The following is an 18,106-nucleotide window of genomic DNA, read 5'->3' as shown; positions in this document are numbered from 1 at the left end:
AAGTTTACTTCACAAAGGTGAAGTAAACTTAAAAAGAACCTATTCTAAGAAATCCTTAAGACGCTTACTACGGCTTGGATGTCTTAATTTACGAAGTGCTTTTGCTTCAATCTGACGGATACGTTCTCTCGTTACGCCGAATACTTTCCCAACTTCTTCAAGCGTACGAGTTCGTCCATCATCTAAACCGAAACGAAGACGTAGAACATTTTCTTCACGATCTGTTAGTGTATCTAACACATCTTCTAATTGTTCTTTTAGCAACTCATACGCTGCATGGTCCGCAGGCGATGTTGCTTCTTGGTCTTCAATAAAGTCACCTAAATGGGAGTCGTCTTCTTCACCAATTGGTGTTTCAAGAGAAACTGGCTCCTGTGCAATTTTTAAGATTTCACGTACTTTTTCTGGTGCAAGATCCATTTCTTCACCAATCTCTTCAGGAGATGGTTCGCGTCCTAAATCTTGTAATAATTGACGTTGTACACGAATTAGCTTATTAATTGTTTCAACCATATGAACTGGAATACGAATTGTTCGCGCTTGGTCTGCAATCGCACGTGTAATCGCTTGGCGAATCCACCAAGTTGCATACGTACTAAATTTGAAACCTTTACGATAGTCGAACTTTTCAACCGCTTTAATTAGACCCATATTTCCTTCTTGGATTAAGTCTAAGAAAAGCATACCACGGCCCACGTAGCGCTTTGCAATACTTACTACAAGACGTAAGTTTGCTTCTGCCAGACGACGTTTCGCTTCTTCATCGCCTTCTTCAATACGCGTTGCAAGTCGAATTTCTTCTTCTGCAGATAGTAAGTCTACGCGACCAATTTCTTTTAAGTACATACGAACAGGATCGTTGATTTTAACCCCAGGTGGTACACTTAAATCATTGAGGTCGAATTCCTCTTCCGATTTTGCTATTTGGCGATTATTAGGGCCTTCGTCGTTGTCATTATCGCCAACTAAGTCAATCCCTTGTTCACCTAAATATTCATAGTATTCATCCATTTGATCGGATTCAATTTCAAATCCATTCATGCGTTCTGCAATCTCTTCATATGTAAGAACGCCACGTTTTTTTCCGAGCTCAGTGAGTTGTTCTTTCACTTGCTCAAGGGTCATTTCAGTTTCAATTTGTTTAGAACGAGCTGGTTTGTCAGCCATCTGTTCCCCTCCTTACGCGAGATACAAACATTCATTATACTAAAAACTTATCAAAAAAGCTATTTTCTCGCTTTCTGATTTTGTAAATATGCTACATAATATTTAGCAGCCTCTACAGGATCTGTTTTTTCCATTTGTTTTACTTTAAAGATAATGTCCATCTTTTCAAGTTTTTCCTTATGACGTCTAAGCGTCTCTAAATGGCCTTGTAACACTTCTTCTGTGTATTCTGGATTAATAAATTCATCCGTAGAAATATCAGTGATAATGTTTTTCAAATTTTCATCAGAGAGCCAACTTAAAAATGTTCCAACTGAAGGTTCATTTCCCTTTTCATAATATGCGTATAGTTCATATAAAATCCCTTTATGTTCTTCTGTATGAAAATCTTCTATATGGGATTCCATACGAACGGCTACTTCTGCACTTTGCAACATATGGTAAATAATTTCTCTTTCTGCCCTTTCAAAACCTGTTAACTTCGGTTTTGTTTGAACAACTTGAGACGGCTTAGAAACCTGCTTTATTTGTTTTTGCTGTACCTTTTGTTCTTTGCGATATTGGTGCAATTGATTCAAAAGTGTTTCCATTGAATACGAAAATTCTTGCGATAATGACTTCAAATATGATTCCGCCTGCATCGCATCTTGTAACAACGATAACTCTTTTAAAACACTTTTCACATATTCTTCTTTGCCAGACTCATCTTGCAAATTTTTCCCTAAACGCAAATAATTTATTTTAAAACCAACAAAACTTATACTTGATTTCACAAGATTTTCAAAAGCGGTAGTCCCATATTGTTGCACATATTCATCAGGATCAAGCTTATCTGGCAAGGATGTGACTTTCACTTGGCAACCAACTTTTAGCAATAATTGCCCTGCTTTCATCGTCGCTTCTCGCCCTGCTTTATCACCATCATAGCAAAGAACAACAGTTTCAACGTTACGTCGCAGAAGTTTTGCTTGTTCTTCAGTTAAAGCTGTTCCCATTGTCGCAACAGCTTCTTCCACACCACTTTTTACCGCAGCTAGTACATCGGCATAACCTTCAAAAAGGACCACTTGCCCACGCTTTCTAATAAACGGCCTTGCTTGATGAAAGTTATACAACAGTTTACTTTTGTGAAAAATCGGCGTTTCAGGGCTATTTAAATATTTCGGAGTGTCATCTCCTAACGCCCTTCCACTAAACGCTATCACCTTACCTTGTAACGTATGGATTGGAAACATAACTCTTCCACGGAAGCGATCATAATGACTGCCATCCTTCTCACTTCTTATTAGAAGACCAGCTTGTTCCATACTAGACAGTGATAAACCTCTTTTTTGTAAAATTTTCGTTGCTGCATCCCAAGTAAGTGATGCATAACCAATTTCAAACTTCTCAATCATTTCTTTCGTAATACCACGGTTTAATAAATACGAAAGTGCTTCATTTCCTTCTTCCGTGTTTACTAACAAATGATGATAATATTTTTTCAAAAGTTCATGAGCCTGTTGCATGATGACGGTGTCATCAGATATGTCTTCTTGTTGTCCTTGCCCTGATGTATACTCTGCAACTGCAATGCCATTTCTTTCACCTAGCTTTTGAACAGCCTCGGTAAAAGCAAGTCCTTCCATTTTCATTAGAAAGGAAAATACATTTCCGCCTTCTCCACATCCGAAGCAATGAAAAATTTGCTTATCAGATGAAACAGAGAATGAAGGAGAATTCTCACCATGAAATGGACAAAGGCCGAAATAGTTACGCCCCTGCTTTCTAAGTTGAACGTATTCACCAATTACTTCTACAATATCGGATGATGTCCGAATCTGTTCAACAACTTCTTCGGGAATTCTGTTCCCCATAACTCCATCTCCGTGTCGTATTTTGTATTCGATATAAATTAAAAAATTCCTTTATAATTCGACAATATTTTTTCTAAACTTGTTAGAAAGTGTTGTCGATCACGTTGTGTAAACGACTTTGGACCTTTCATATAGGTCCTCTGTCTGCGTAACTTCGCAGATACACACTACTATATAAAATTGTATTCATATGCTCATCTGTCACAAATGTACATCCTAAAGACAACACATATACACCTTTTTTCACAAGAAGACTAGCAAGCCCTATATCCTGCGTGATCACGAGATCTGTTACCTTTACATGTTGATACATATAAAAATCAACTTCATCTTGTCCAGAATCTACATAGATCAAATTGCCTTGCTGTTTTCTTAAACGATGAGCATACGATGTAACAAACAAAATTCCGACATGAAATTTTGTTCCAACTTGCACAATTTCAGCCTTCACGGGACATGCATCTGCATCAACCAACATCTTGATTGATGTTTTGCATATTTCTGTATTCTACATCCCTTCTGTGAATCCTTCCATAATGTGCGTTTTCTTGTATAGATTTTGTCGATTTAACGTAATTACATGTCTTTGTCGTAAATCCTATCCCTAGTTTATTCTGAAAAATTAAAGTCTAAACGTAAAATATAGGTTTTTATCACAATTTTTTATTATAATATATTTTCTTCAACTACGCTACATATCCCTTTATTTTTTCATCTGATATCTCAGGATAACGAAACCCTATCTTTGACATAATAAAAATCAGAAGAGAGTATAAGTATAACCACTCCGCTATAATCTATTACGAGGCTAACAAGTATCGCGTTTCTCACGAGCTAAAAAAGCACATTCACCTTTGGTAAATGTGCTAAAACATTTTTTGGTTTTGCACTGCATTCACAATAATATTTGCTGTTTCTTCAATTGCTTTATTCGATACATCAATTACTTGGCAATTTATTTTGCTAACTACATTCTCAAAGTGATCAATTTCTTCTTTAATACGATTAATGTTTGCATATGTTGCTCCATCACTTAATCCAAGTGACTTCAATCGCTCTTTTCGAATATGATTCAACTTCTCTGGCGTAATTTTCAAACCAAAGCATTTTTCTTTTGCCACTTGATATAATTCCTCAGGTGGATCCACTTCTGGTACAAGTGGTACATTGGCAACTTTCAAACGTTTGTTATGCGCTAAATATTGTGAAAGTGGTGTTTTCGACGTACGCGAAATTCCAATCAACACGATATCAGCTTTTAAAATACCGCGCGCATCTCTACCATCATCATACTTTACAGCAAACTCAATTGCTTCAATCTTTTTAAAGTATTCTTCATCTAATCTACGAACAACACCAGGTTCATATCTCGGCACTTGCCCTGTAATTGTTTCAATTTGATCGATAAGAGGTCCGATAATATCGTATGCCTCTACTCCTTCTTTTGCAGCCTCTTCCACTAAATACTGGCGCATATCAGGCTTTACTAACGTAAAACAAATAAGTGCTTGATTACTCTTAGCAATCGAAATCACTTCTTTTAATGTCCCTGTATCTTCTACATACGGTACACGTCTAATATCAGGAGCAAATGGGAATTGTCCCATTGCTGCTCGAACAACCAAATCAGCTGTTTCTCCTACAGAGTCAGATACGACATATACGATTTTATTATCCATTACATTACCTCACTTTAAACAAATTACACTTATTCATTATTTACTAAATTTACAAACGCACGTGTAATATTTGTTTTTGTAATTCGTCCAATCACTTCTAGACCTTGCTTCGTATCTTTTACAACCGGCATCGCATCAATCTGTCTTTCTATTAATTCCATCGCAATATCATATAAAGAATCTTCTCTACGACACATCGCAATGTTTGGCATCCTTGTCATGATAATATTAACCGGAAGAGAGGTTAAATCCTGCTTCCCTAAGCTAGCTCTTAATAAATCTTTACGAGACACAACACCAACTAATAAAGTAGATTGATCTACAATAAACAATGTACCAACGTCCTCTAAAAACATAGTACAAATCGCGTCGTATACTGATACATTTTTATCAATTACAGCCGGTCTAGATTGATAATCTTGTACTTTAATTTTCTTAACAGCTTCAGATAATAGCTGTCCCCCAGTTTTACCCGTATAAAAATAACCTACGCGTGGACGCGCTTCTAGATAACCAGCCATAGTTAAAATTGCTAAGTCTGGTCTTAGCGTTGCACGTGTTAAACCCAATTGCGCCGCAATTGACTCCCCTGTAATAGGACCGTGATCTTTTACAATCTGAATGATATGTTCTTGCCGTTTATTCAGCTCTATGATAATCACCACCTTTAATGCACAACGAAAAAAGTTATACTATCTCTTAAATATTATATACTAAATACGCTATTTGAAAAAGAAAGTATGTAAAAATGGACCGTATACGGCCCTAATTATATTTGAAACTTATCAAGTTGTTCTAGAAAACGTCTTGATTTCAAATAAATCCCGCAATATTCATCATAATATGTGTTCAATACTAAACGCATTTGTTTTTTTGTGTTATCCTTCACCGATACATTGCCAAGTCTATGTAAATCGAAGTGGAAGAAAAGACGTAACAATTTATGAACAGCTTCTCCTACCGGTATACGATACGGATCTTGCTCCGCATCACGCGAGCACAGAAAACCGCCTTCCCTGACAGAGAAGGCGACAAAATCTGTTGCTTGATGACAAATCGCACATGTATCAAAGTACGGGCGCATCCCTAATACCGGAAGCATTTTTGTTTGATAAATTAATGATAACACTTCTGGGTCAACACCCTCACACATATAATGCAATGTTTGATATAACATTTCAAATAAATATGGATTATGCTTTTTATCTTCTGTTGCTTTATCAGTTAACTCAACAATAAATGATGCATAAGCAGTTAAAAATATATCCTCGCGAATTTCTTTCATAGCTGAAATAATCTCGCCTTGTTGCAAAGTTCCAAGTCCAGATCCCATTTGAATAAGAAAATGCCCATGTGTCATAAGTTGCGAAACAGATGCTAAACGGCTTTTCGGTTTTTTCGCTCCTCTTGCCATTGCACTTACCTTACCAAGTTCTCTTGAGAATATTGTAACAATCTTATTCGTTTCTCCGTAATCTGTCGTACGGATAACAATGCCCTCAACTTTTTGAAACATGTTCGTCACCATCCAAGGTTTGAACAAAACGGGTCAAGAAATTGGAGAGTCTAAATGCGCTAGCTCCTCTTCATGTTGATCCATCTCATCGTTTACGTCTTTTTCCATTTCTTTCAAAAGCAAATACGTTTCAATGCTTCCTGTTTTGGAGAAAAACTTCCAGGTAAAATCTAGCATAAGAATCCACCTTTCTCAATAAGCGTAGCCTATAAACCAATTTCTTTTGTTGTTATTAAATTGACCCATTTTGTCCATTTTCATGTGAGAAAAATTTTTCCTAATTTATCAAAGTTCATAAAAACCAATAATCAGTGGATGAACAAAACATCCACTGATTACAGCTTCACTCTATTTTAGTATTCGTCCTCGCGGAAACCAAGATCACGAAGCTGCGACATTTTATTACGCCAATCTTTTTGTACTTTTACCCATACTTCTAAAAATACTTTAGAGCCAAGAAGTGATTCAATATCAAAACGAGCTCGTTTTCCTACTTCTTTTAACATCTTCCCTTGCTTACCGATAATAATTCCTTTTTGCGATGGACGCTCAACAACAATCGTTGCATTTATATAGACTGCCCCGCCCTCGCGTTTTTGAATTGCATCAATAACAACAGCTACAGAATGCGGCACTTCTTCACGTGTTAAATGTAATACTTTTTCACGAATAAGCTCTGAAATAATAAATCGCTCTGGATGATCCGTTACTTGATTATCCGGGTAATATTGCGGTCCTTCTGGTAAATACTTTTTTATTGTTCCAATTAACGCTTCAACGTTATTACCATCCAATGCAGAGATTGGCACAATTTCCGCAAACTCGTATAATTTACGGTATTGATCGATTAACTCTAGCAATTGCTCTGGATGAACTTGGTCAATTTTATTAATTACCAAAAATACTGGTTGTTTCGTTTCTTGTAATTTCTCAATAATGAATTCCTCACCACGACCAAATCCTTCTACTGCATTGACCATAAACAGAACAATGTCAACTTCTTTCAATGTCGTCTGAGCCATTTTCACCATGAAGTCACCTAATTTATGTTTAGGTTTATGTATTCCTGGTGTATCAATGAAAATTACTTGTGAATCGTTTTCTGTATATACGCCCTGAATTTTATTACGAGTTGTTTGTGGCTTGTCACTCATAATGGCAATTTTTTGGCCGATAATACGATTTAAAAATGTAGATTTCCCAACATTCGGTCTGCCAATAATAGAGACAAAACCTGATTTATAACCTTTTCTATTCATGTAAATCCTCCGCTAAAAATGCTCCTGGTAACAATTCTCCGACTGTTGTCTCTTGAACGTCACCATGTAAGTTTGATAAGTATACTTTCGTATCCTGTTTACATAATTCTACCATAACTTGTCGACATGCTCCACAAGGAGGTACTGGACGCTTTGTATCCGCTACGATTGCAATAGCTACAAACTCTTTATCTCCTTCAGAAACTGCCTTAAATAAAGCTGTTCTTTCTGCACAGTTACATAAGCCATATGATGCATTTTCCACATTACATCCACGATATACTCTTCCATCCTGCGTTAATAATGCTGCACCTACATGAAATTTAGAATATGGTACGTACGCTTGTTTACGCGCTTCGATTGCTTCTTGAATTAATTGTTTGCTATTCATGTCCCCGCATCCTTCCTGTTCACAACCGTGAATAGATACACTCTCTCATTAAAGGCCTTTCAGGCACTTCCAAAGCTTAATAAAAGCTTCGGAATGCAACTATACCACATACGGTAAAAAGATAATAGCACCAATTATAACAGCTATAATTGCAAATAATAAAACTGCTCCTGCCGCGACATCCTTTGCAATTTTCGCAAACGGATGAATATCAGCAGTCGCTAAATCTACTGTTTTTTCCACAGCCGTATTTACCATCTCTAAGCTCATTACAATTCCTATTACAATAAGTAATACTATCCACTCTATTTTCGTAATATGGAAATAAAAGCCGCAGCATATAACAATGACTGCGGCTAAATAATGAATTTTCATATTTCGTTCCTGACGAAGACAAAAGAATATACCAGCTATAGCATATCCAAAACTATCTATAAGTTTTCCTTTTTTCATCGTCCTAATCCAAATGCTTCTAGAATTTCTTTTTGTCGTCCAAACATTTCTTTTTCATCCTCTTCGGTCATGTGATCATAACCAAGCAAATGTAAAAAGCCATGTAACGCTAAAAAGCCAAGTTCACGATCAAAAGAATGTCCATACTCTTCAGCTTGTTCTTTCGCTCTCGGAATAGAAATAATAAGATCCCCTAACATGCGCGGCATCTCAGCACCTACAATTTCCATTTCCCCTTCTCCCATCTCTTCCATAGCAAAGGAAATTACATCAGTAGGCTGATCCTTATCCCGGTAATCACGATTAATCTCGCGAATGCGCTCGTTATTTACAAATGTAACTGATAACTCCGCACCATCCTCTATATTTTCCATTTGAGCTGCTTTTTCTAACACTTCACGAATTAGATTCACATATGCTTCTTTTACTTCTTCTGTTTCATCCATAAAATCAATTAATAAACTCATTGTTTCTCCTTATCTTCCGGTAGTTCCGGATATGTAATACGTGAATGGAAAATACCATTTAACGTCTCGCATAACGTTTTTCCAACGATTTGTAGTTCCTTAAATGTCAAATCACATTCACTAAATTGTCCATCCTGCAGGCGATCCTTAATAATACTTTGCACTAAATTATTAATTTGTTCTGGCGTTGGATGATTCATAGAACGAACTGCAGCCTCTACACTATCAGCAATACCAACAATTGCCGACTCTTTAGAAGTTGCTTTGGATCCCGGATAACGGAACATTTCTTCTGTATATTTTTCCTTATCTTCTTTAATCGCCTTATAGTAAAAATATTTAAGCAACGTTGTACCATGATGTTGCCCAGCAATATCAATAATTTCTTGTGGGATATGGTATTCTTCTAACATCCTTACCCCGTCAGTTACATGAGCGATGATAATATCTTTACTCGTTACAGGATCTAGTTTGTCATGCGGGTTTTTAATTCCCATCTGATTTTCAATAAAGAACTGTGGTTGTACCGTTTTTCCCACATCATGATAATAAGCCCCTACGCGGGCTAACACACCGTTTGCCCCGACCGCTTCACAAGCAGCTTCAGAAAGATTCGCAACCATTACACTATGGTGATATGTCCCTGGCGCTTCTAGCAAAATTTTACGCAAAAGCGGATGATTTGGACTTGATAGTTCCATAAGCTTCATGCTTGATACAATGCCGAGTCCGCTCTCTAAATATGGTAAAATCCCCATAGCTAGAACCGAAGAGATAATTCCTGAAAGAGAAGCCATTAATAATTGCGTACCAATTTCAAGAGCAGAAAAATTCCCATTACGTAACAATAATAACGCTGCCAATACGACTACATTTAATACAGAAACGAGTATGCCCGCTTGTAAAATCATCGTACGACGATTTTTTTCTCTCAAGAAAATACTAACTGATAATGAACTTAATAAAACATAGATCCCCACACTATAATTCAGTGTGCTCGTTACTCCTTCATTAAACATAATGCTTCCGCATACAGAAAAAATCATGCTTGTTAAAAAGACAAATCGATCACCAATCATTAGCTTTACAAGTATTGTCCCCATTGCAACTGGAACAACATACGCGATCCCTGCGTATTCAAGCTTTTGAAACAAGCTAATAATTTTCATTAAAACAATCGTGATAGATAAAATAGTAATATACGCTAAAATATACGGTCTATCTTCCCTTTTCCGCTGTAAAAACACTTCAAATTGCTTATGCATAAAGTACAGTAGCACACCAATGAGCACTGCTAATCCAACATAAGGTTGAAAACTGTTCCCTTTTTCTAACAAACCAACTAATTTCAATTGATTGTACATATCACTTGAAATCGTTTCACCCTCCCTAACAAGGACTTGCCCTTGAAGAATATAAACAGGTGGAACTAAATCTTCCTCTGCTTTTCTCTTCTCTTTTGTTAAGGCCGGATCATAAAAATAGTTCGCAGAAATCGCATATTTCCCTAACGCCTTAATAGACTCCTTTAAACCATTATCAACATTAACACTATTCATCTCACTTACATATCGTTCCTTCGCATCCTTCAATTCGTCCATTTTAATATGCTCAGTCATGATACTATTAATAGCTGTAACTGCTGCATCTTTTGCTAATACCAATTGGTTCGGATCTGCATTAATCAAGTTTAGTAAGTTTGAATCAGATAATTCTTTCGTTAAATCCGTAGGTAACTTCTTTTTCAACTTGTCCAATTTTTCAGCATCAGTAATCTTTTTTTGCTCATCCGGTCCAACAGCTTTAATCTCTTGTACCACTTCATCTACTTTAGCAAAGACATCATTCACAATATCTACTTTATTTTGTTTATACTCACTTTTATATGTATATTGATCTTCAACTTTTGTAGCGGCTTCTTTTTTCTTTTTTTCTGTTGTAACTTTATCTTCAATTTTAATAGGAGAGTGGATTGTTTTTTTCGCAATAGAATATATTTCAACATCTAATTGCTCTGGTTTTACATTATTCATAAGTGCAAAAAACAACACTGCTCCTAATAAAACGTAAGAAATCCAACTTAGTTTCTTCGAATGTTGTAAATTACGAAACCACTTAGAAATTTCTTGAGATCTTGACATGATTTCAATACCTTCTCCTCTCCAGAAATAAAGTGAAACTATTTATAGCTTTCATTTCTTCTAGCTAGCGACGCCTTTAGGATAACACGTCATTTATCGCTTATTTTCTTCTTCTTTTATGATAGTAAAAAAATTGCCATTCGCCAACCTTATCATACAAAAAGAAATGATCCTGACAAATAGGATCATTCCATTTTATCATATGCCTCAATAATACGTTGCACTAACGGATGTCTTACAACGTCGCTCTGTTCTAGTGTAATGAAAGAAAGTCCCGATACACCAGATAAAACATTTGCCGCAATAGAAAGGCCTGATTTTACTCCTTTTGGCAAATCTACCTGCGAAGGATCCCCTGTTATAACCATTTTAGAACTAAAACCTAATCTCGTTAAAAACATTTTTATTTGGGCACCAGTTGTATTTTGCGCTTCATCTAAAATAACAAATGAATCATCAAGCGTACGCCCTCTCATATAAGCAAGAGGCGCGATTTCAATTACCCCTCGCTCCATCATACGTTGCGTATATTCTTGTCCAAGAATATCGTGCAGCGCATCATACAATGGACGTAAATACGGATCTACCTTCTCTTTTAAATCCCCTGGTAAAAAACCTAAGCTCTCTCCAGCTTCTACAGCGGGTCTTGTTAAAATAATTTTCTTTACATACCCTTGCTTTAAAGCTCTCACAGCCATTACTACAGCTAAATACGTTTTCCCAGTCCCAGCAGGTCCTATCCCAAATACAATATCATTCTTCTTCATTGCATGAATATATCTTCTTTGCCCCATTGTTTTTACACGAATGGATTTACCTTTTGCCGTTTTAAAAATTTCTTCTTCATATAACTCTTCAAATTGAGCAATCTTCCCTTGTTGTGCGAGCTGAATTGCATACGCAACATCTCTTTCTGTAATGGATATACTTTTACGAATAACAACAAGTAATTGCTGTAAGATTTTTTCTACGAGTGTCACAATTTCAACTGCCCCAGACACATAAACAGTTTCTCCTCTAGTTACGATTGATACATTAAGTTCTCGTTCAATTACTTTTAAATGAGCATCATTGACTCCAAAAAGAGCGATTGCTTCGTTAGTATTTTCCAATTGTTGGTTCATTTCTACTAATTGTTCTGCCATTACTCAGTCTCCTTGAATATCGGATTCGGATATTGGTTGTGGCTCTGCAATATTTTCAATTACAGTATAATGCAATGTGACTTTTAGTTGATCCGCCTCAACCTCTTTACTCAAAATCTTATCACTTACAATCATAGCATGTTCATCCAATTTTTTCTTTATTTCTTTTTCAGCCATCTCTTTCGCTACTTTCAATGCCTGTTTTTCTGTGTATTCCCGATTTGCTTCTTCCTCTTCTCGTACAATATCTTTTTCATATGCAATCGGTAATGTAAAACCAAATAATTTCACATCATGTTTTACATTTTCGGTACGAGAGCGTTTATACTTATCATGTTGAAATCCCCATATTTTTATTTTTGCACTCCCAAGTTTAAGGAAATATTCATTGTACGTATTACCAGTATACACTTGAAATTGTGTTTTCAGCGGCACATTCACCTCGGATGTATACCAAGTTTCTCCATATACAATACCTTTCGCCGAAACAACTGCCGGGTTCTCCTCATTACCATATATCCCTGACACAAGAAGTTGCCCTTTTTCCACATGGTCATTTTTCATAACAACCGGTTTCCCAACTTCTACAAACGTCTTTGTAATAATCGCTTCTTTTTTTGCCACTAAATTTTGTGGGTGCTGTTCCTTTTCTTTTTTCGGCTCGTTTTTTTCCACAATTTTAAAATGATACGTTGTTCCTCTTACTTCTAGTCCCGCCCAAGTAATCGCATTAATATTTTCTGTCAAATGGCGTTGCACATCTTCTACACTAGGCATTTGAAACTGTAGTTTTCCTTTTTTAATACCCATTTTATCCAATTCTTTTATCAATATATATTCTGTTTCAGGTTTCGCTCCCGTAATCTCAATTTTCCAAACCATATTTGACATTGCAATCATGCCAAAAAAGAAAATTATAAAACCGATTAAGAACCCACTATTTTTAATTAAACGCTTATTCCAAAAAGGAAAACCGTAGCGTCCAATAAAATATAATTTACATTCATTTTTTCTATAAATCGGTTTTAATTTTTTCACATCTCGTAATAACATACAAAAAACCAACGTTTCATCCGCAATCTTCTTAACATCCCAAACTAATAAATTTCTCCGTACACATTCATTAACAAACCGTTCCGCTCCTCTACCTTCAATTCGTACTTTTACATATCCAAGCCACTTTATAAACCATTTATTTTTCATCTACTACCTTCACTACCTTTCCAAAAGTAGACACACTACTTTTCACTTTAATTAGCAAAATAGCTCGTACGAAAATGAAATAAAGAGTTTTACTGCCCCTAAATAGCAAGATAAACTGAATAGTAAAGTCGCATCACGAGAATAAAGAAGAAAAACTTCACATATGGAAGTTTCCCTCACCCTTCTTTCTTTTCGTTTTCTAAAAACGTCACTTGCTCAATAATCCCTTCGAGTAAAAGCTCTTCCGGAAGGATTGTTTTAATAACAAAGGATTGCCCCTTAATTAATAATTGACCATGCTTTAACAACAATCTTACTTCTTTATCTGAAAATACTAATAAACCTCGATGATTTTCTATATAGATATGCACTTGCCCAACAAGCGTGATCCGAGGTAGATCCATTAGCACATCCACTGGCAGGTCTATTTGCTTCGTTAACCAATTCTTCATTTGTTCTAATTTTTTCATCTCAAAAGACCCCCTCTCATCCCATATGTATGAAAATAGAGCCTGTAATATCACGTCCAAACTGAAAAAAAAGCATAAAAAAACGTCTCATACGAAATGAGACGTTTTTTTATGCTAATAGCTGGATAACCAGCTTATTCACAAGTGATCCGTCTGTTTTACCTTTTACTTTCGGCATAACAGCTGTCATCACCTTACCCATATCTGCTTTAGAAGTCGCACCAACTTCAGAAATAACTTGCTTGATTACATCAACTAAGTCTTCTTCCGTTAATTGCTCCGGCAAATATGCGCTTAAAATCTGAATTTCACTTTGCAGTTTATCAACAAGGTCTTCACGACCAGCTTTTTTAAATTCAAGGAGGGAGTCCTTATACTGTTTTACTTCACGAGCTAAAACTGTTAATTCCTCTTCTTCAGTAAGAGTATGTTGCAGTTTAATACCTTCATTTTGTAAAGCAGCCTTAACCATACGAATGACGGTTAATTTTTCTTTTTGTTTATTCTTCATCGCTTGTTTCATATCATCGTTTAAACGACCGAGAAGACTCATAACTTACACCCTCTCTTAGAATTTACGCTTTCTTGCCGCTTCAGATTTCTTCTTACGTTTTACACTTGGTTTTTCATAAAACTCGCGCTTTCTTGCTTCAGCAAGTGTACCAGTTTTAGAAACCGATCTTTTAAAACGGCGAAGTGCATCCTCCAAAGACTCGTTTTTACGAACGACTGTTTTTGACATTCTCTTTCCCTCCCTCCGAAACATCACACTTACATACTAACTTCAGCATGCAAAAAGAAACACTTCTTCAGCATGTCTTTTACGATTATAATACATTTTATCACTTCAGGTCAACTATTTGCAGAATAAAAGAAGAATAGATGCCCTTCCTTTTTAAAAGCTATGCAAATAACTGCTATCCTTTCCCTTGAAAACAAATATATTTTTATCACTATTTCTTTTTTTATACAAGAAAGCTAAGCAGCTACTCACTTAATCCTCTGTCTAATACTTAACTTCTCCACGCAAAAAAGAAAGCATGCAAACCGTTTCCGTTTGCATGCTTTTTTATCCCGCTATTTGCCGGGCAACCCGATTGGTGAAGGCTAATAATCAGTGGGGATGGACCCCCACTAATTAAAGTTTCACTTTATGCGCTTGCTGATTCTTTTTTTACATCATCTTCAAGAACACGAACAAATTGCGCTTCATTATATGGATAACCAGCTTTCGTAATTTTTACTTTCACTAGCTTACCAATTAATTCTTCTGATCCTTCAAATACAATTTTCAAGTAGTTATCTGTATAACCTACATATAACCCTTCACGGTCACCATCTTTAAATTGCTCTTCAGGAATAATTTCAAGCACTTCACCTTCAAACTGTGAAGCATACTCTTTCGCTAATTGATTAGATAGTTCAATTAAACGGTGAACACGATCGTTTTTCACATCTTCAGGAACTTGATCTTCCATACGTGCTGCAGGTGTCCCCGTACGTTTTGAGTAAGGGAATACGTGTAGTTCAGAGAAGCGATTCTCTTTAATGAAATTGTACGTTTCCATGAACTCTTCTTCTGTTTCTCCTGGGAAACCAACAATTACGTCTGATGTAATTGCAAGACCTGGTAACGCTTCTTTCAAACGATCTAAACGCTCTTGGAAAAATTCCATCGTATACTTACGACGCATACGTTTTAATACAGTATTAGATCCTGATTGCAACGGAATGTGCAAGTGGCGTACAACTACTTCAGATTTATCTAATACTTCAATTACTTCATCTGAAATTTGACTTGCTTCAATAGAAGAAATACGAAGACGTTTTAATCCATCTACTTCTGCTTCCATATCACGAAGTAATCCAGCTAAGTTATAATCTTTAATATCTTCACCATATCCACCTGTATGAATACCAGTTAATACGATTTCTTTATAGCCTGCATCTACTAATTGCTGCGCTTGTTTAATAACTTCTTTTCCATCACGAGAACGCATTAAACCACGCGCCCAAGGAATGATACAGAACGTACAGAAGTTATTGCAACCTTCTTGTATTTTTAAAGATGCACGTGTACGATCCGTGAAATAAGGTACATCAAGTTCTTCGTATACACGTGTTTTCATAATGTTGCGGACAGCATTAATTGGTTGACGCTCTTTGCGGAATTCTTCGATGTAACCTAACATCTTTTCACGATCTTGTGTACCAACTACAATATCTACACCTGGAATCGCCATAATTTCCGCTGGAGATGTTTGTGCATAACATCCCGTTACACAAATAACTGCATCTGGATTTTGACGCACAGCACGTCTGATTACTTGACGGCTTTTCTTGTCTCCAGTATTCGTTACTGTACATGTGTTAATAACATATACATCAGATTTCTTTTCATATTCAGTTCTTTCATAACCACCTTGTTTAAACAATTGCCAAATCGCTTCTGTTTCATAGTGGTTTACTTTACAACCTAACGTGTGGAACGCAACAGTTGCCATTGATTATCACCCCATCAATTCAAAATGATAAGAAGCGGCACTTAACGCATAAAGCGGAGCCGTTTCTGTTCTTAAAATTCTTGGTCCTAAACTACATGGTACAAATTTATGTTCACGAAGCGCTGTAATCTCTTCCTCCGCTAAACCACCTTCTGGTCCAAATACAATCAATAGTTTTTGACCTGGTTTCATCGTCGTTAAAGCTTTTGCAAAATTAGATTTCTCACCTTGTTTTGCTTCCTCTTCGTACGCAACAAGACATACATCATACTCATTACTCATTGAAAGCAATTGCTTAAACGATGCCGGAGCATATACTTCTGGAATTTCGCTTCTATGCGATTGTTCCGCAGCTTCTTTCACAATTTTTTTCAAACGCTCAACTTTTTTATCAGCTTTTTTTGCATCCCATTTTACAATCGAGCGAGATGCTTGAAATGGTAAGAATGCAGCTGCCCCAAGCTCAGTTCCTTTTTGGAAAATTAACTCTAGCTTGTCTCCTTTCGGCAGTCCACTTGCAATCGTCACGAAAACAGGAAGTTCACTTGACGCCTCTACCCATTCTACAATAGCCGTATTAATAAATTCACTGGTAATTTCATCAATTGAACATACTGCTGTTTTTCCGTTTACACAGCAATAAATGTGATCACCAGCTGACATACGCATCACTCTCGCAATGTGATGTACGTCATCACCTACAATGCGAATACTTGTCTCATTTACATATTTCTCTTCTACAAAATAACGTTGCATATAATCACCTTAGTAGAGTTTCGTTCCTTTCGTAAGTCAACACTTACGAAAAGAACGAAACGTTATCATATTTCATATAACAAACGGCAAGTCCCTCACCTTATAGTGAGAGACTCCCCTTTTCATTATAAACTAAAATCTATATTACGCATTTCGTGCAATAATTGCTACCCAATCTTCCATTCGTAACACTTCTTCAATTGTAAATCCAGCTTTTTCTAACGCTTCAGAAATCACTTTTTCTTTCGCAGCAATAATGCCCGATGTAATAAATAATCCGCCTGACTTCACAACTCGCGCTGCATCTTCAGGGAATAAAAGAATAATTTCTGCTAGTAAATTAGCTACGATTAAATCAACAGGACCTTCAATGCCTTCTAAAAGACTATTTTGTCCAACAGACACGATGTCATCTGTTTTATTTAAACGCACATTCATTTCTGCGCTTTCCACTGCAACTGGATCTAAATCATATGCTTGAACAGCAGACGCACCTAATTTTGCCGCTGCAATACTAAGTACACCAGAACCTGTTCCTACATCAATGATAGTGTCACCTGGCTGAACTGTTTTTTCTAAAGCACGAATACACATCGTTGTTGTTGGATGCGTTCCCGTTCCAAACGCCATACCTGGATCTAATTCAATGATTTTTTCATCCGAAGAAGATGGTGTATACTCTTCCCACGTTGGCACAATCGTGAATGTATCAGAAATTTGTACTGGATGGTAATATTTTTTCCAAGCAGTAGCCCAGTCCTCTTCATCGACTTCGCTAACGGTAATATTTCCAGTACCGATTTCGATGTCGTAAGATGGAAGCACATCAATAGATGATTTTACACCCGCAATCGTTTCCTGTAAAGAATCCGTTTGCGGGAAGTATGCTTTTATTAGTACACCCTCCGCCGGGTATTCATCTGGGTTCAATGCATAAATTTCACCATATTGTTGCTCGCGCTCTTTCGTCAATTCCGCTGGGTCCTCAATCGCAACTCCACTAGCACCAGCTTCATGTAAAATATGAGAGACAGCTTCTACTGCTTCTTCTGTTGTATGAATACTAATTTCTGACCATTTCACAATTTACCAACTCCAT

21 protein-coding genes are annotated in these 18,106 nt (G+C 36.5%); all 21 read right to left on the bottom strand.

What is annotated here, in order from left to right; all coding sequences use genetic code 11:
• Positions 1 to 39: 39 nt before the first annotated feature.
• Complete coding sequence (rpoD, locus tag COI75_RS10960; RefSeq protein ID WP_000764060.1) at positions 40 to 1,167, bottom strand: RNA polymerase sigma factor RpoD; 1,128 nt, start codon at positions 1,165 to 1,167, stop codon at positions 40 to 42.
• Between the two features lie 59 nt (positions 1,168 to 1,226).
• Positions 1,227 to 3,023 carry a DNA primase gene (gene dnaG / locus COI75_RS10955; RefSeq protein ID WP_000528219.1) on the bottom strand — a complete coding sequence of 599 codons (1,797 nt, stop codon included), beginning with the start codon at positions 3,021 to 3,023 and terminating at the stop codon, positions 1,227 to 1,229.
• Between the two features lie 38 nt (positions 3,024 to 3,061).
• Positions 3,062 to 3,154, bottom strand: coding sequence for a hypothetical protein (locus COI75_RS27270; protein ID WP_002095287.1), 93 nt, complete (start codon positions 3,152 to 3,154; stop codon positions 3,062 to 3,064).
• Positions 3,151 to 3,474 (bottom strand): DUF188 domain-containing protein, encoded by a 324-nt coding sequence (locus COI75_RS10945; protein ID WP_255265675.1) that lies wholly within the window; start codon positions 3,472 to 3,474, stop codon positions 3,151 to 3,153. Before COI75_RS10945 ends, COI75_RS27270 begins: the two co-directional genes overlap by 4 nt.
• Positions 3,475 to 3,889: 415 nt before the next feature.
• Positions 3,890 to 4,702, bottom strand: a complete 813-nt coding sequence (locus COI75_RS10935; RefSeq protein WP_000368938.1) for a pyruvate, water dikinase regulatory protein — start codon at positions 4,700 to 4,702, stop codon at positions 3,890 to 3,892.
• Between the two features lie 29 nt (positions 4,703 to 4,731).
• Positions 4,732 to 5,364, bottom strand: coding sequence for a helix-turn-helix transcriptional regulator (locus tag COI75_RS10930; RefSeq protein WP_080013325.1), 633 nt, complete (start codon positions 5,362 to 5,364; stop codon positions 4,732 to 4,734).
• A 107-nt stretch (positions 5,365 to 5,471) separates the two neighbouring features.
• Complete coding sequence (gene recO / locus COI75_RS10925) at positions 5,472 to 6,218, bottom strand: DNA repair protein RecO (RefSeq protein ID WP_000487008.1); 747 nt, start codon at positions 6,216 to 6,218, stop codon at positions 5,472 to 5,474.
• A gap of 33 nt (positions 6,219 to 6,251) precedes the next feature.
• A complete protein-coding gene (locus COI75_RS10920) occupies positions 6,252 to 6,395 on the bottom strand; it encodes a YqzL family protein (protein WP_000883924.1) in 144 nt (47 codons plus the stop codon).
• A 176-nt stretch (positions 6,396 to 6,571) separates the two neighbouring features.
• Complete coding sequence (gene era, locus COI75_RS10915) at positions 6,572 to 7,477, bottom strand: GTPase Era (protein WP_001080243.1); 906 nt, start codon at positions 7,475 to 7,477, stop codon at positions 6,572 to 6,574.
• Positions 7,470 to 7,868, bottom strand: a complete 399-nt coding sequence (locus COI75_RS10910; RefSeq protein WP_001086289.1) for a cytidine deaminase — start codon at positions 7,866 to 7,868, stop codon at positions 7,470 to 7,472. Before COI75_RS10910 ends, era begins: the two co-directional genes overlap by 8 nt.
• A 99-nt stretch (positions 7,869 to 7,967) precedes the next feature.
• Positions 7,968 to 8,321: a diacylglycerol kinase family protein gene (locus COI75_RS10905; RefSeq protein WP_000715470.1), complete on the bottom strand. Its 354-nt coding sequence runs from the start codon at positions 8,319 to 8,321 to the stop codon at positions 7,968 to 7,970.
• Positions 8,318 to 8,788 carry an rRNA maturation RNase YbeY gene (gene ybeY / locus COI75_RS10900; protein WP_000054697.1) on the bottom strand — a complete coding sequence of 157 codons (471 nt, stop codon included), beginning with the start codon at positions 8,786 to 8,788 and terminating at the stop codon, positions 8,318 to 8,320. The genes COI75_RS10905 and ybeY overlap by 4 nt, the downstream gene beginning before the upstream one ends.
• Positions 8,785 to 10,929: an HD family phosphohydrolase gene (locus tag COI75_RS10895; protein ID WP_000091504.1), complete on the bottom strand. Its 2,145-nt coding sequence runs from the start codon at positions 10,927 to 10,929 to the stop codon at positions 8,785 to 8,787. Before COI75_RS10895 ends, ybeY begins: the two co-directional genes overlap by 4 nt.
• A 185-nt stretch (positions 10,930 to 11,114) precedes the next feature.
• Positions 11,115 to 12,074 (bottom strand): PhoH family protein, encoded by a 960-nt coding sequence (locus tag COI75_RS10890; RefSeq protein WP_000840523.1) that lies wholly within the window; start codon positions 12,072 to 12,074, stop codon positions 11,115 to 11,117.
• A 3-nt stretch (positions 12,075 to 12,077) separates the two neighbouring features.
• Positions 12,078 to 13,277, bottom strand: coding sequence for a sporulation protein YqfD (yqfD, locus tag COI75_RS10885; protein ID WP_000792502.1), 1,200 nt, complete (start codon positions 13,275 to 13,277; stop codon positions 12,078 to 12,080).
• A 176-nt stretch (positions 13,278 to 13,453) separates the two neighbouring features.
• Positions 13,454 to 13,747 carry a sporulation protein YqfC gene (yqfC, locus tag COI75_RS10875; protein ID WP_000732267.1) on the bottom strand — a complete coding sequence of 98 codons (294 nt, stop codon included), beginning with the start codon at positions 13,745 to 13,747 and terminating at the stop codon, positions 13,454 to 13,456.
• Positions 13,748 to 13,856: 109 nt separating this feature from the next.
• A complete protein-coding gene (locus COI75_RS10870) occupies positions 13,857 to 14,300 on the bottom strand; it encodes a GatB/YqeY domain-containing protein (protein ID WP_000054577.1) in 444 nt (147 codons plus the stop codon).
• Positions 14,301 to 14,315: 15 nt separating this feature from the next.
• Entirely contained in the window at positions 14,316 to 14,489 is a 174-nt protein-coding gene (rpsU, locus tag COI75_RS10865; RefSeq protein ID WP_000048061.1) for a 30S ribosomal protein S21, read from the bottom strand.
• A 409-nt stretch (positions 14,490 to 14,898) separates the two neighbouring features.
• Positions 14,899 to 16,251 (bottom strand): tRNA (N(6)-L-threonylcarbamoyladenosine(37)-C(2))-methylthiotransferase MtaB, encoded by a 1,353-nt coding sequence (gene mtaB, locus COI75_RS10860; protein WP_000246645.1) that lies wholly within the window; start codon positions 16,249 to 16,251, stop codon positions 14,899 to 14,901.
• Between the two features lie 6 nt (positions 16,252 to 16,257).
• Positions 16,258 to 17,007, bottom strand: a complete 750-nt coding sequence (locus COI75_RS10855) for a 16S rRNA (uracil(1498)-N(3))-methyltransferase (RefSeq protein WP_001190153.1) — start codon at positions 17,005 to 17,007, stop codon at positions 16,258 to 16,260.
• Positions 17,008 to 17,151: 144 nt separating this feature from the next.
• On the bottom strand, positions 17,152 to 18,090 hold the full coding sequence (gene prmA, locus COI75_RS10850; protein WP_000872113.1) for a 50S ribosomal protein L11 methyltransferase: 939 nt from the start codon (positions 18,088 to 18,090) through the stop codon (positions 17,152 to 17,154).
• Between the last annotated feature and the right edge of the window lie 16 nt (positions 18,091 to 18,106).

This window comes from Bacillus cereus, from assembly GCF_002564555.1.
In the GTDB taxonomy this organism is placed as follows: Bacteria; Bacillota; Bacilli; order Bacillales; family Bacillaceae_G; genus Bacillus_A; species Bacillus_A cereus_K.
This window is presented reverse-complemented; position numbering and strand designations above follow the sequence as displayed.